The sequence below is a fragment of the Rathayibacter agropyri genome, assembly GCF_013249015.1.
In the GTDB taxonomy this organism is placed as follows: Bacteria; Actinomycetota; Actinomycetes; order Actinomycetales; family Microbacteriaceae; genus Rathayibacter; species Rathayibacter agropyri.
The window spans coordinates 205,531-218,080 of record NZ_JABRPL010000003.1; the positions used below are offsets into that span (position 1 = coordinate 205,531).

Here is a 12,550-nt window from a genome sequence, read left to right on the forward strand (position 1 = left end):
CGATGAACCGAGAATTGAAACGCGTGAGCTTCGTCGTGCTGGCGATGTTCGTCGCCCTCTTCGTGTCCACGACCACGATCCAGATGGTCCAGGCCGACGCTCTCAATGACGACGGCCGCAACACGCGGACCCTCTACGAAAGCTTCTCGACCGAACGGGGCGCTATCCTGGTTGGCGGCCAGCCCATCGCCTCCTCGACACCGACGGGCGATCTGTACAAGTTCCAGCGCCAGTACGCGAACGGCCCGCTCTACTCCGCCGTGACCGGGTACTTCACCCTGAACCAGGGCACCACGGGGATCGAGCGTTCGGAGAACGACTACCTCTCCGGCACCTCGAACTCGCAATTCTTCGACAAGATCAACAACCTCGTCTCGGGCCAGGACCCGAAGGGCGCGTCGGTCGAGCTCTCGATCGACCCGGTGGCCCAGCAGGCCGCCTTCGATGCCCTCGGCAACTACACCGGAGCGGTCGTCGTCACCCAGCCGGCGACCGGCCGGGTCCTCGCGATGGTCTCCAAGCCCACCTTCGACCCCACAGCCCTCGCGTCCCACGACGCGGACGCCGTCCTCGACGCCTACCGTTCGCTGAACGACGACTCCTCCGAGCCGCTCATCAACCGCGCCATCGGCGGCTCGCTCAATCCGCCCGGCTCCGTGTTCAAGCTCGTCGTCGCCTCTGCGGCGCTCGAGTCCGGGCGTTTCACGCCCGACTCCCGCTTCCCGAACGCCCAGTCGTTCACGCTTCCCGGGTCCAGTTCGCAGGTGACGAACTCCGGTGGCGGGCTGTGCGGCTCGGGAGACACGGTCACGCTCGCGACCGCGGTCTCGCTCTCGTGCAACGTCCCGATGGCCGAGATGGGCGTGCAGCTGGGCGCCGACGCCATCCGCTCGCAGGCCGAGAAGTTCGGCTTCGACACCGAACTCGAGATCCCGATGTCGGTCGAGACGAGCACATATCCGACGACCACCGACGACGCTCAGACGGCGCTCACCGCCTTCGGGCAGTACGAAGTGAAGGCGACGCCGCTCCAGATCGCGATGGTCTCGGCCGCGATCGCGAACGGTGGCGAGGTGATGCAGCCGAACCTGATCGACGCGATCCGCTCGCAGGACCTGAGCGTGCTGCAGAAGTTCCAGGAGAAGCCGCTCGGCCGGGCCATCAGCACCGAGACCGCGAGCGCCGTCAAGGCGATGATGGTCGCCAGTGTCCAGGGCGGCGCGGCGACGAATGCAACAATAGGTGGCGTCACTGTGGCCGGGAAGACCGGTACCGCCGAGAACGGCCCGGACGACCCGTACACCCTCTGGTTTACCGGCTTCGCGCCTGCGGACGACCCGCAGTACGCCATCACCGTGCTCGTGGAGAACGGTGGCGGGCTCGGCCAGACCGGGTACGGCAACCTGATCGCCGCACCCATTGGACAAAAGGTATTAGAGGCGGTGCTGAACAAATGAGACCCACAACAGGGCTCACCTTCGGGGGACGCTACGAACTGCAGTCCCGGATCGCCATCGGCGGCATGGGAGAGGTGTGGAAGGCGACCGATCTCGTCATCGGCCGCACGATAGCGATCAAGATTCTGAAGGACGAGTACCTCGGCGACCCCGGGTTCCTCGAGCGTTTCCGCGCCGAGGCCCGGCACGCCGCGCTCGTCAACCACGAGGGCATCGCCAACGTCTACGACTACGGCGAGGAGGACGGCTCGGCCTACCTGGTCATGGAACTCGTCCCCGGCGAGGCGTTGTCGACCGTTCTTGAGCGCGAACGCGTCCTGTCCACCGACAAGGTGCTCGACATCGTCGCGCAGACCGCCCTGGCCCTGCACGCCGCACACGCCGCGGGCCTCGTGCACCGCGACGTGAAGCCCGGCAACCTGCTCATCACTCCCGACGGCCGTGTCAAGATCACCGACTTCGGCATTGCGCGCATCGCCGACCAGGTACCGCTGACCGCGACCGGCCAGGTCATGGGTACCGTCCAGTACCTCTCGCCGGAGCAGGCCAGCGGCCAGCCCGCCTCCCCCGCGACCGACATCTACTCGCTGGGCATCGTCGCGTACGAGTGCCTGGCCGGGAGGCGCCCCTTCACCGGCGAGTCGCAAGTCGCAATCGCCATGGCGCAGATCAACGACACTCCGCCGGAGCTGCCGGTCACCGTCGCCGAGCCCGTGCGCAACCTCGTCTACTCGTGTATTGCCAAGAAGCCGGCCGACCGGCCTGCCACCGCGGCGCACCTCGCGCGGGCTGCCCAGGCGCTGCGCTCCGGAGACGTGCGGGGAGCGACACTCGCCGTCCCCTCGGTCATCGGTGACCCGCCGGCGACCCAGGCGACCACGGTCCTGCCCTCGAACCAGGGCGCGACCCAGGCCACGACCGTCCTGCCGTCGAACTCGATGACGAACCCCGCCACGACTCCGTTCGCCGCCGTCGACGACATGCTCCCCGCCGACGAGCCGCGCAAGCGCAGTCCCTGGACCTGGCCGCTGGTCGCTCTGATCGTCATCCTCGCCGTCGTCATCGCGGGCACGATCTTCGCGCTGACCACCGGAGGCGGTTCACCGGCGCAGCCCACGCCGAGCGCCACGCGCAGCGCCACCCCGTCGCCGAGTCCTTCGCCGACTCCGACCCCCTCGGTGACGCCCACGTCGAACACCGTCGTCATTACCAAGAGCGACTACGTCGGTCGCCCGTTCGGCGAGGTCGAGACGGCGCTCGATCGGTTGGGCATGGGAGTGCGCCGCACCGACGGCCCGAGCGCTCCGACGGCCGAGAAGGTCGGGACCGTCGAGGATGTGAACCCCACCGCCAATGTGATCAAGGGGACCACGATCGACGTCTCTGTCTATACCGAGGTGGCCAAGCCCGACGCACCCACTGCCGTGCCCACGCTGACGCCGGCCGCCTCGAGCGTCCAGGCCGGCGCGGCGTTCACCGTGACGTGGAGCAATTACAACCAGTGCCCGAGCGGAACCTCCGTGTCCGGTTACCGCGTCGCGGCCAGCGGTGACGGCGCGACCGTCGAAAGTGCGAACCCGTCGACCGCGACGACCGCGACCATCCGGTCGGGATCGGCTGCGGGAACGATCGCCGTCACCTACACGGTGCTCTGCGGTCAGGCGGAGTCGGGTGCCTCGCCGACGCTGAACGTCACGGTCGCCCCGACCCCGACCCCGACCGCGACGACGTCGCCCACTGCCACGACCACGGGATAGCCGCTCCTCGCGGGCGGTACGCCGTGTCTCCCGCCGCGGATCGAGACCCCCGTCCCGCCCGCGGTGAACGTCCGGGGGCCCGAAGGTACACTTGCCTCGGCTCCCTCGGGGCCGTGCCACACGGAAGTACAGGCGGGAGCGTGCGCGTGACGGATGAGGGTCGCCTGATCGCGGGACGGTACCTGGTCGGGCCCCGGCTCGGCCACGGCGGAATGTCCGAGGTCCATCTCGGCACCGACACCCGTCTCGGCCGCACAGTGGCGATCAAGGAGCTCAAGCTCTCCCTCTCCTCCGACTCTGCCTTCCGGCTCCGGTTCCGTCAGGAGGCGCAGTCCGCCTCGCGCATGTCGCACCCCACGATCGTCCGCGTCTTCGATGCGGGCGAGGAAGTCAGCGTCGATGACAACGGCGGCGAGTCCCGTCGCCCCTTCATCGTCATGGAGCACATCGAGGGGCGCCTGCTCAAAGACCTCATCGCCGAGGGCCCCGTCGAGATCGATGAGGCCGTCCGGATCACCGAGGGCATCCTCACGGCCCTCGAGTATTCGCACCGCGCGGGTGTCGTGCACCGCGACATCAAGCCGGGCAACATCATGCTGACCCCGTCCGGCCAGGTGAAGGTGATGGATTTCGGGATCGCCCGCGCCGTGTCCGATTCGGCCGCGACCGTCGCGCAGACGACGGCGATCCTGGGTACTGCCGCCTACTTCTCGCCGGAGCAGGCGAAGGGCGAGCAGGTCGATGCACGCAGCGACCTGTACTCGGCGGGGATCGTGCTCTTCGAGCTGCTGACCGGCAGGGCGCCATTCCGCGGCGATACTCCGGTCGCCGTTGCGTATCAGCACGTCAGCGAGACTCCGCCGGCTCCAAGCTCTATCAACCCGGCGGTCCCACCCGCCCTCGATGCGGTCGTCGCGCACGCCCTGTCGAAGGACCGCTATCGGCGCTACCAGGGGGCCGCCGAGTTCCGCGACGACCTCCGCGAGGCCGCCGCCGGCCGCCTCCCCGATCGCAGGCCGATCGACGAGCTAACCACCTCGCTCTTCGCCGCGCGCAGTCAGGGTGGTTCCAACGACTCCGAACTCGCCCTGCGCCAGTTGGCCGAGGACAACTCTGTCGTCCGCACTCAGCGGCGCCCTCCGGTGCTCTGGATCTGGTCGTCGGTCGTCGTGCTCGCGGTGATCGTCGCCGCCCTGGTGATCTGGGTGCTCACGCTCCAACCGTCCTCGACGCTCCCCTCGCAGTCGCGCGAGGTCCCCGCGCTCACCGAGACCACCTACGACAGCGCGCAGGCGACACTCACCGGACTCGACCTCGTACCCAGTCAGGTGGTCGAGTACAACCCGAGCATTCCCGAGGGCGAGGTGATCCGCACGGATCCCGGCTCGGGAACGATCGTCGCTCCGGACACCGTGATCCGCGTCGTCGTCTCCCAGGGACCGCAGCCGGTTGCCGTGCCCGAGATCGCCGGAAAGACTCTGACCGACGCGATCTCGGCGATCACCACGGCCGGCTTCGTCGAGGGATCGCAGACCCGCGAGAATTCGCCGACCGTTGCGGGGGATGTCGTCCTCTCCACCTCGCCCGCAGCGGGACAGGAGGTTGCCCCGGGCACTCCGATCGATCTGGTGATCTCCTCCGGCAAGGTCACCCTCCCCGACCTCGTCGGCACCTCGCTGAGCAGTGCCCTTGCCACGCTTGCGTCCGACAAGCTGCGGCTCGTCGGCGTCGAGGTTCCGGATACGACCTGTGACTCCACGCGGGCGAATCCTCCGATCACTACCCAGTCGATGGTCCCGGGCGATGTGCCCCAGGGCTCGACCATCAAGCTCGGCTACTGCGCGGGTTGAGCCCCCGCCGACCGTCCGAACGCTGATCGGGCCGGCGAGATGATTAGGCGCGGCGCGCGTCCACCAATGGCGGTGACGGGAGGCGCACAAGTTCCCGCTGAGCCGTCCCGTCCTGAGCCCGGCTGATCCCCCCGCGGATGTCGCTCGGCGTGAGTCCCTCGCGACGCCTGAGCGCTCGACGGAGGTGGTCGGCCGAAGAGAAGCCGGATGCCGTCGCGATCACCTCGAGGGGCACCTCCCGCGGGCGTCGACGCAGCAACTCGGTCGCGCTGGCGACCCGCGAGCGCTCGATCTCGCTTGCCACAGTGGTCCCGGCGTCCTCGAAGAGCCGCTGGAGCGACCGGGTCGACACGTTCACCGCATCGGCGACCGCCTCCGGCGTGCAGCGCGGTGTGCGGTGGGTACGGTCGATGACCGTCCGGGCCCGGCCGAGTGTCGCTGCTCGCGCGTTCGTGGTCCCGGGCTGAGCGCTCCCTGCTGTGAGGAAAGCACCGGTTAACAGCTGTTTGACAACGTGACCGAAACCTGTGGCCTCCGCCTCGCCGGGGAGGCCGGTGCCCGACTCCGTCGCAAGCGCGAAGGCAGTGGTGAACGCGTACGCAGCACGGGTCGTGCGGCCGTCGGGGTCGAGGGCGTAGAAGGGCGCTGTGGTGTCGAAGCCGTATCGGCGCATCTCGTCGGCGCGGATGGAGACGTGCAGAAGCGTCGCGGGCGTTGTCGACTCGGTTGTGAAGGTGGTCGTGCCCTGCTGGTATGAGATGGACCCGGGGCGCAGGAGCACCGTGCGATCCGGTAGGACCAGCCGCACGAAGCCCTCCATGAGGAACGTGAAGTTCAGAAACGACGTATCGTCAGCGGCCCAGGTCCCGCGAAGGACCCGCAGCGGAGAGACGGCCATCAGGACGACGCTGAGATCGTCGGTGCTGAAGCCGGACCCTGAGATGCTCGGCGTTGTGCCGGGCTTCACTACGATCCTCGGCCCAAGGTTTTCGAACTCCCGAATACCCGAAAAGGCCCAGGATATTGATTCCACCATCTCGTCCCCCGGACGTGTCTGTTGCACTGCCAAACTTCTGCGAGCACTCTCTGATTATGCCTGGAAGAGACGCCGTGTCCTCCGCCGATGACCCGTCAAAACACGCCACCCAATCGGGGGGTTCTGCGCGGCCCTCACGACCGGTGCGACCCGCAAGCCGGGGAAAACCATCATTTCAGCCGTCATTTGACGCCTTTACCGCGATCTCTGCCATACGAGTCTGAGCCCCATTCGAGGGACACCTCCTTCCTACCTGCGCCATCTCCGAGCAGAGATAAGCGCTCGATAACGAAACGAAGAACCTATTCGAGCCCTACCCCTCTGAAAATTCCGACACGGCGGCGCGAAAGTCTCAGATATGGCGCGAAGTGATCATCTGCACCGTGGTGAGCCAATTGCCAAGAAGTCGGTGCCCGCCTTCTGTGAGCACCGACTCCGGATGGAACTGCACTCCCACCAGCGGTGCGCCGCGGTGCCGCACCGCCATGACCACGCCCTCCTCCGTCGTCGCGATGACGTCAAGCTCACGGGGCAGCGAGCCGCTGTCGACGGCAAGCGAGTGGTACCGCATCGCCGCGAAGCCGGAGGCGAGGCCGGCGAAGAGCGGATCACCGTCGTGCAGGACACGCGAGGTGCGTCCGTGCACCAACTCGGGAGCTGCGGCGACCCGCGCCCCGAGGGTGTGAGCGAGGATTTGGTGGCCGAGGCAGACACCAAGCACGGGCCGCGAGAGCGCGAGTGCCCGCCGGACCAGGGCCGCCGAGGCGGGCACGTCCTCCGGACGCCCCGGCCCGGGAGAGATCAGGATGCCCTCCGCTCGCCCCGCGACCTCAAGCACCTGGTCCTCGCCGAGTTCGGCCGCCTCGACGACCTCGACCTCCGCTCCCAACTCACGGAGATAGGAGACGAGGGTGAAAACGAAGCTGTCGTGGTGATCGACCACCAGGATCCGTGGGGCAACGCCCTCGGTCACGAGCCGACGGTCACGTTCCGGTCGAGCACGAGCGACTGCACCCACGGGAATACCCACTCGTCCAGCGCGACCAGCACGGCCGCCACCAGGACGAGCACGATCAGGAGCCGAACCCACCACGGTCCCGGCAGGATCCGCCACAGCGCTGCGTACACGCTCAGCCCTCCTTCGCCAGGGAAGCGGCGAGCTCTGCGGGGGCGCCCGCCGCGCGCGGCTGCCACGAGTCGAACACGCCGTACGCGATCATCCGCTCGGCCGTGGAGTAGAGGGGATTGCAGGTCGTGAGAGTGATGAGCCTGTCGCCGGGAGCGGTGTCGGGGGTCCATGGCACAGGATCGATAACCTGCACGTCCGAGGGCTGTACGTACTCGAGGTTGCGGAAGCGGTAGGTGTACCAGCCGTCCGCCGTCTCGATGTAGATGGCATCGCCGAGCTGGAGTTCGTCGATCAGGTGCATGCCGCCGCCGTAGGCGCTGCGGTGGGCGGCAAGCGCGAAGTTGCCGGTCTCGCCGGGCATTTGCGTGCCGGGGTAGTGGCCGATGCTGCCCTCGTCGAGGACGTTCTCGGCGTCGATGCCCTCGGCGACTGTCCGCACCCAGCCCTCGCCGTACCTCGGGATGTAGAGATTTGCAAAGGACGTGTCGAGCGCCGCTGCCGTCGTGACGACGGGGTCGACGGGAGCCACCGGAGCGGTTGCCGTCGCCTCCGGAGCCGGAGAGGTCGCGCCCCAGCTCTCGCGCAGATCGGCCGCCTGCGTCGTCTGCTGACCGGCAATCACCGCGTCGTTCCACCACAGTTGCCAGCCGAGGAAAAGCAGCACGAGCGCGCCGGCGGTCATGAGCAGCTCGCCGACGACTCCGAAGAACGAGAGGCGGCGGACCGGGCGGGCCCTTCGTCGCTTTTCTCGCGGCCGCAGAGCCGTCCCGTCGGGGTTCTGGGCGGTCATGCGACGAGTCTAGGTGGGGGCGCGCGGCCCCGGGCTCCTCTGCCGCGACCTGGGGAGAACGCTCCTCCGACCCTTGCTCCGCACCCGCTCAGGATGCGCACGGGCAGGAGTGCTGCCGCCCGACGTCCTCGGCCCGGTACAGTGGTCCGCATGGCACGAGCGACGAAGAGCCCGAAGCCCGAGCGCGACGAAGCCCGGACGAGCGAGGACGCACCGAACCCGGTCTGGTTCAAACCGGTGATGTTCGGCTTCATGCTTCTTGGCCTGGTGTGGATCATCGTTTTCTACGTCAGCCAGGGCCGCCTGCCGATCCCCGACCTCGGCAACCTCAACATTCTTATCGGTTTCGGGATCGCCTTCATCGGCTTCCTGATGACCACCCGCTGGCGCTGAGCCCGCTCGCGTGAACGACGCCCCGTCCGGTCCGCCGACGGGGCGTTCGTCGTCGGTGGCGCGTTTGCGAGCCGCCGGCTGCGTCTTTGCCGAGCAGGAAGCGGAACTGCTCGAGGAAGCGGCCGCCTCCCCCGCCGTCCTGGAGCTGTTGCTGCGCAGGCGTGAGGCGGGAGAACCGCTCGAACAGATCCTCGGGTGGGTCGCCTTCCACGGTGTACGCGTCCCGGTCGCACCCGGAGTCTTCGTTCCACGCGTGCGCACCGAGTGGGTCGTCGACTCCGCTCTGCCGCTGCTGCCCTCGGGAGCCGTCGTGCTCGACCTCTGCTGCGGCGCAGGTGCCATCGCCCGCGTGATCGCCCAGGAGCGCCCCGACGTGCGCCTTCTCGCCGCCGACCTCTCCCCCGCCGCTGTCGCCTGCGCCCGCCGCACCCTTGCCGGACTCGCCTCCGTAATGGAGGGCGACCTCTTTGCCGCCCTGCCCGCTGAGGAGCGCGGGCGAATCGACGTCGTCGTCGTGAACGCGCCCTACGTCCCTACCGAGGCGATCGCCCTGATGCCACCCGAAGCACGCGTGCACGAGCCTCGGCTGACGCTCGACGGCGGAGCAGACGGACTAGCGCTGCACCGGCGAATCGCCAGGGAGGCCCCACTGTGGCTCACTCCAACAGGCATCGTCGTGATCGAGGTCGGCGAGGATCAGGCCGCAGCTAGCGCCTCCGCCTTCGCCGCCTCGGGATTCATCACCTCGATCCGCAGAGACGAGGAGCGCGACGCGACCGTCGTGGTCGCGGCTCAAAGCGGAACTACACCGCTGTAATTATCCCCAGCTGTGGAATCTCCTGTGGAGAAGTGCGTCGGCTACCGCCGACAGGCTGGTCTCAGAGCCGGAACCGCCTCATCACCGCGGCGGCGCGGCTCGACCGATCTCAATCGCTCGCGTGCACGTCGTCGCCCTGGGGACAGCCGAGCGGTTCTCCCCAGTGTTAACAACTCTGTGGATAACTTCGTCCCCACCTGTTGACACCGCTGCGGTCAGGTCGCCGGACTCAGCCGAGTCAGGCCAGGACGTAGGCCCCTGCGGTGATCGCAACCAGGCCGACCCCGACCACACCAACCAGCAAATTCTGCGCGCGGCGCTGCGACCGCTGCCGGGTGCGGGCGAAGACCAGGCCGATCAGAGCGCCCACGACCAGACCGCCCACGTGCGCCTGCCACGCCACGTTCATCCCGGGGAGGAAGCCGATCACGAGGTTCAGCCCGACAAGTACCAGGAGCTGCGAGGCCTGGCCGCCCAGGTGCCGGAGGATCACTAGGTACGCACCCATCAGACCGAAGATTGCCCCGGAGGCGCCGATCACGGGCGTACCGGGGTCTGAGAGGAGCAGAACACCGACGGAGCCGGCGAAGCCGCTCAGCAAGAACAGCGCCACGTACCGGCCACGTCCGAGCATCCGCTCCAGCACCATGCCGAACACCCACAACGTGTACATGTTGAGCGCGAGGTGGAACGGGATAACGAAGAACAGCGCGGTGCTGTGCGCAAAGACGGAGGTGAGCATCCGCCAGGGCTCGAAGGGAAAGCCGTACCCGGGCAGGGTGAAGACGGGCGCATAGGCAAGCTCGGTGAAAACGACATCGCCGATGTACGGCAGGATCTCGAGGATCCAGACCACGACGCAGAGCGCGATAATCGCGTAGGTCACCGTTGGCTGGTCCGCGCGAGTCATCGCCCGCACCCGCGCAACCAGCGGACTGCGGGTGCGGGGAGCAGTGGCGCGTTGCTGTGCCATGTCGTCCGGACAGATGACGCCGACGGGAGCAGGTGTCTGGCACTCCCCGCAGATCGTGCGGCCGCACCGCTGACAGCGCACGAAGCTCTGCCGATCGGGGTGGCGGTAGCAGGCGTAGGCGCTGCTCGGCGGAACCTGGGTCACGGACGTGCCTCCGGGGAGAACGGGGGCCGGGCCCTCATGGACCCGGCCCCCGGATGAGTGGTGGACGAGGCGATCAGACCTCTGTGATGTCGATGGTCTCGATCACAACGTCCTCAAGCGGCTTGTCACGACCATCGGTCGGAAGGCTCGCGAGCGCCTGCACGAGCTTCTTGGACTCCTCGTCGGCGACGGCGCCGAAGATGGTGTGTTTGCCCTGGAGCCAGGTGGTCGGCGCGACGGTGATGAAGAACTGCGAGCCGTTGGTGCCGCGTCCCGCCTGCTTGCCGGCGTTTGCCATCGCGAGGATGTAGGGCTGAGTGAAGTCGAGTTCGGGGCTGATCTCGTCGTCGAACTGGAAGCCCGGGCCGCCGATCCCCTGACCGAGCGGGTCGCCGCCCTGGAGCATGAAGTCCGGAATGATCCGGTGGAAAACGGTGCCGTTGTAGAGCGGCTCCGTCGTCTTCGCTCCCGTGGCCGGGTGGGTCCACTCGATCTCGCCGGTCGCAAGACCGACGAAGTTGCGGACCGTCTTGGGAGCGTGGTTCCCGTAGAGGTTGACGACGATGTCGCCCTTGTTGGTGTGGAACGTCGCGACTGCGGTGTGCAAAGGCATGCGTGGATTCTCGCACAGCGGGTCTGTAAGCCCCCGCACCGCTCGGTGTCAATGCGCTGGGCGCGCGGTGCGGACCCGGATCGATGAGTGGCAGTATTGGGGAGTTCGCTGCTCGTAGCCGATGGAGGACCAACATGGGTCTGTCACGTAAGAACAAGAAGGACCTCAAGCGTCTTCGCAAGAACGCTGAGGCGGTCTGGAACGAGCAGCAGGAGGTCCTGGCACACGCCGCCTCCGTTCTCGAGAAGAGCCGCCGCCAGGCCGGGGTCTACGCAAAGAAGGAGGTCGTGCCCTTCGTGAAGGGCGCGTACCAGGCCCGCGTGAAGCCGGTCTACGACAGCGGAGTCTCCGCCGTCGAGGGCACCTATTCCTCCGCGCGCGACGCCTACCGGCACAAGGTGCTCCCGACCGTTGCCGCAGTCGGAGGCACTGCCGCAGCCGCATTCGAGGCCGCGAAGGACTCGAAGAACCGCGCGAAGCTGGGCGAGATTTCGAAGGCGCGCTGGGAGGAGTTGACCGCTCCCCCCAAGAAGAAGAACCGGGTCGGCACCGTCTTCGCAATTGGCGCAGCGCTCGTCGCCGTCGGTGGGATCGGCTATGCCGTCTGGCAGACATTCCGCGCCGACGACGAGCTCTGGGTCGCCGAGGACGAGCCAGAGAGCGCCGCGCAGAACGCGGCCTCGACCGCTTCCTAAAGGTCCTGCTGGTGAGCCGGGTCCCTCGGGGCTCGGCTCATCGGCGTGCCACTATGGCGCGTGGACGGCTGTGGGCACCGGGTTAGGGTTGTGCGATGGACATCCGGGTCGCCGCGTATGGCGTGATCATCGACGGTGAGCGGATGCTGCTCGCGCACTGGAGTCAGGGGCCCTGGTCGGCCTGGACGCTTCCCGGTGGCGGGATCGATGAGGGTGAGTCGCCGGCCGACGCCGCCGTCCGCGAAATCTTCGAGGAGACCGGCTACCGCGCCGAGCTCGAGTCCCTCATCGGTGTTGACTCGCACGTGATCCCGGCCCATCGCCGCGGCGACCCGGATGCGGGACCACTCCATGCCATCCGCATCATTTACCGCGCTCGCATCGTCGGCGGTGAGCTCACTCACGAGGTCGACGGGTCGACGGATGCCGCTGCGTGGTTCCCCTTTGGCGACGTCGAGGCCCTGGAGCGCGTCGAACTCGTCGATGTCGCCCTGACGATGAACGAGGCCTGGCTCCTGCGCTGACCCGCCGACGGTGCCGGCCGAGCGATTCAGCTCATCGGCGGGCATCGAGACCCCGCGCTCGGCCCTCCGGGGAATCCCCCGCCTTCCGCACCGGTTGTCCCCCTCATGATCGTCGAGCTCTACACCTCCGCCTTCTGCGGCGCCTGCCATGCGGCGCGCTCCGTGCTGGAGCGGGCGTCCGAACTCGTTCCCGCGGCCGAGATCCGTGAGTTCGATGTCGCCTTCCGTCCCGCCGCGGCCGAGGCGGCAGCCATTCGCTCGACCCCGACGGTGATCGTGCGCAGCAATGACGGTGAGGTGGTCTTTCGAGCAGAAGGTGCCCCGTCCCTCCCCCAGGCCCTGACCGCACTGGCCCTCGCCGTGCCCGCGTAG

General features: G+C 67.9%; 14 protein-coding genes. 8 read left to right on the forward strand and 6 right to left on the reverse strand.

Going from position 1 to position 12,550, the window contains the following annotated elements; translation table 11 throughout:
- Window positions 1-2 precede the first annotated feature (2 nt).
- From HRF29_RS09700 to pknB, 3 genes are all read left to right on the forward strand, one after another.
- Window positions 3-1,457, forward strand: coding sequence for a peptidoglycan D,D-transpeptidase FtsI family protein (locus HRF29_RS09700; RefSeq protein WP_173248239.1), 1,455 nt, complete (start codon window positions 3-5; stop codon window positions 1,455-1,457).
- Entirely contained in the window at window positions 1,454-3,214 is a 1,761-nt protein-coding gene (locus HRF29_RS09705) for a protein kinase domain-containing protein (RefSeq protein ID WP_173248242.1), read from the forward strand. The genes HRF29_RS09700 and HRF29_RS09705 overlap by 4 nt, the downstream gene beginning before the upstream one ends.
- Before the next feature lie 140 nt (window positions 3,215-3,354).
- Window positions 3,355-5,064: a Stk1 family PASTA domain-containing Ser/Thr kinase gene (gene pknB, locus HRF29_RS09710; protein WP_343043712.1), complete on the forward strand. Its 1,710-nt coding sequence runs from the start codon at window positions 3,355-3,357 to the stop codon at window positions 5,062-5,064.
- Between the two features lie 43 nt (window positions 5,065-5,107).
- On the opposite strand, the gene HRF29_RS09715 is transcribed toward pknB, so the two are convergent.
- The 4 genes from HRF29_RS09715 to HRF29_RS09730 form a co-directional block, all read right to left on the reverse strand.
- Entirely contained in the window at window positions 5,108-6,031 is a 924-nt protein-coding gene (locus tag HRF29_RS09715) for a helix-turn-helix domain-containing protein (protein WP_173248244.1), read from the reverse strand.
- A 421-nt stretch (window positions 6,032-6,452) separates the two neighbouring features.
- Entirely contained in the window at window positions 6,453-7,073 is a 621-nt protein-coding gene (locus tag HRF29_RS09720; RefSeq protein WP_173248246.1) for a glutamine amidotransferase-related protein, read from the reverse strand.
- Window positions 7,070-7,228, reverse strand: coding sequence for a hypothetical protein (locus HRF29_RS09725; RefSeq protein WP_173248248.1), 159 nt, complete (start codon window positions 7,226-7,228; stop codon window positions 7,070-7,072). Before HRF29_RS09725 ends, HRF29_RS09720 begins: the two co-directional genes overlap by 4 nt.
- 2 nt (window positions 7,229-7,230) lie before the next feature.
- Window positions 7,231-8,019 carry a class E sortase gene (locus HRF29_RS09730; protein WP_173248250.1) on the reverse strand — a complete coding sequence of 263 codons (789 nt, stop codon included), beginning with the start codon at window positions 8,017-8,019 and terminating at the stop codon, window positions 7,231-7,233.
- A gap of 150 nt (window positions 8,020-8,169) precedes the next feature.
- On the opposite strand from HRF29_RS09730, the gene HRF29_RS09735 reads away from it, so the two are divergent.
- Together HRF29_RS09735 and HRF29_RS09740 are read left to right on the forward strand one after the other, a co-directional pair.
- Window positions 8,170-8,412 carry a cell division protein CrgA gene (locus HRF29_RS09735; RefSeq protein WP_173248251.1) on the forward strand — a complete coding sequence of 81 codons (243 nt, stop codon included), beginning with the start codon at window positions 8,170-8,172 and terminating at the stop codon, window positions 8,410-8,412.
- Between the two features lie 10 nt (window positions 8,413-8,422).
- The gene (locus tag HRF29_RS09740) at window positions 8,423-9,229 is read left to right on the forward strand and encodes a putative protein N(5)-glutamine methyltransferase (RefSeq protein ID WP_173248253.1); all 807 of its coding nucleotides are present in this window, start codon (window positions 8,423-8,425) and stop codon (window positions 9,227-9,229) included.
- 238 nt (window positions 9,230-9,467) lie between these two features.
- On the opposite strand, the gene HRF29_RS09745 is transcribed toward HRF29_RS09740, so the two are convergent.
- Window positions 9,468-10,346 (reverse strand): rhomboid family intramembrane serine protease, encoded by an 879-nt coding sequence (locus tag HRF29_RS09745; RefSeq protein ID WP_173248255.1) that lies wholly within the window; start codon window positions 10,344-10,346, stop codon window positions 9,468-9,470.
- Window positions 10,347-10,419: 73 nt separating this feature from the next.
- A complete protein-coding gene (locus tag HRF29_RS09750) occupies window positions 10,420-10,959 on the reverse strand; it encodes a peptidylprolyl isomerase (protein WP_173248257.1) in 540 nt (179 codons plus the stop codon).
- Between the two features lie 134 nt (window positions 10,960-11,093).
- Here HRF29_RS09750 and HRF29_RS09755 point away from each other — a divergent pair, with 134 nt between their 5' ends.
- From HRF29_RS09755 to HRF29_RS09765, 3 genes are all read left to right on the forward strand, one after another.
- The gene (locus HRF29_RS09755; RefSeq protein WP_173248259.1) at window positions 11,094-11,654 is read left to right on the forward strand and encodes a hypothetical protein; all 561 of its coding nucleotides are present in this window, start codon (window positions 11,094-11,096) and stop codon (window positions 11,652-11,654) included.
- A gap of 95 nt (window positions 11,655-11,749) precedes the next feature.
- Complete coding sequence (locus HRF29_RS09760) at window positions 11,750-12,178, forward strand: NUDIX hydrolase (RefSeq protein ID WP_173248261.1); 429 nt, start codon at window positions 11,750-11,752, stop codon at window positions 12,176-12,178.
- A gap of 105 nt (window positions 12,179-12,283) precedes the next feature.
- Entirely contained in the window at window positions 12,284-12,550 is a 267-nt protein-coding gene (locus HRF29_RS09765; RefSeq protein WP_173248263.1) for a thioredoxin domain-containing protein, read from the forward strand.

Excerpts from the sequence above, each read along its gene's own strand:
- HRF29_RS09700 (WP_173248239.1), top strand. The coding sequence starts at position 3 with ATGAACCGAGAATTGAAACGCGTGAGCTTCGTCGTGCTGGCGATGTTC.
- HRF29_RS09705 (WP_173248242.1), top strand. The coding sequence starts at position 1,454 with ATGAGACCCACAACAGGGCTCACCTTCGGGGGACGCTACGAACTGCAG.
- HRF29_RS09730 (WP_173248250.1), bottom strand. The coding sequence starts at position 8,019 with ATGACCGCCCAGAACCCCGACGGGACGGCTCTGCGGCCGCGAGAAAAG.
- HRF29_RS09735 (WP_173248251.1), top strand. The coding sequence starts at position 8,170 with ATGGCACGAGCGACGAAGAGCCCGAAGCCCGAGCGCGACGAAGCCCGG.
- HRF29_RS09750 (WP_173248257.1), bottom strand. The coding sequence starts at position 10,959 with ATGCCTTTGCACACCGCAGTCGCGACGTTCCACACCAACAAGGGCGAC.
- HRF29_RS09755 (WP_173248259.1), top strand. The coding sequence starts at position 11,094 with ATGGGTCTGTCACGTAAGAACAAGAAGGACCTCAAGCGTCTTCGCAAG.
- HRF29_RS09760 (WP_173248261.1), top strand. The coding sequence starts at position 11,750 with ATGGACATCCGGGTCGCCGCGTATGGCGTGATCATCGACGGTGAGCGG.
- HRF29_RS09765 (WP_173248263.1), top strand. The coding sequence starts at position 12,284 with ATGATCGTCGAGCTCTACACCTCCGCCTTCTGCGGCGCCTGCCATGCG.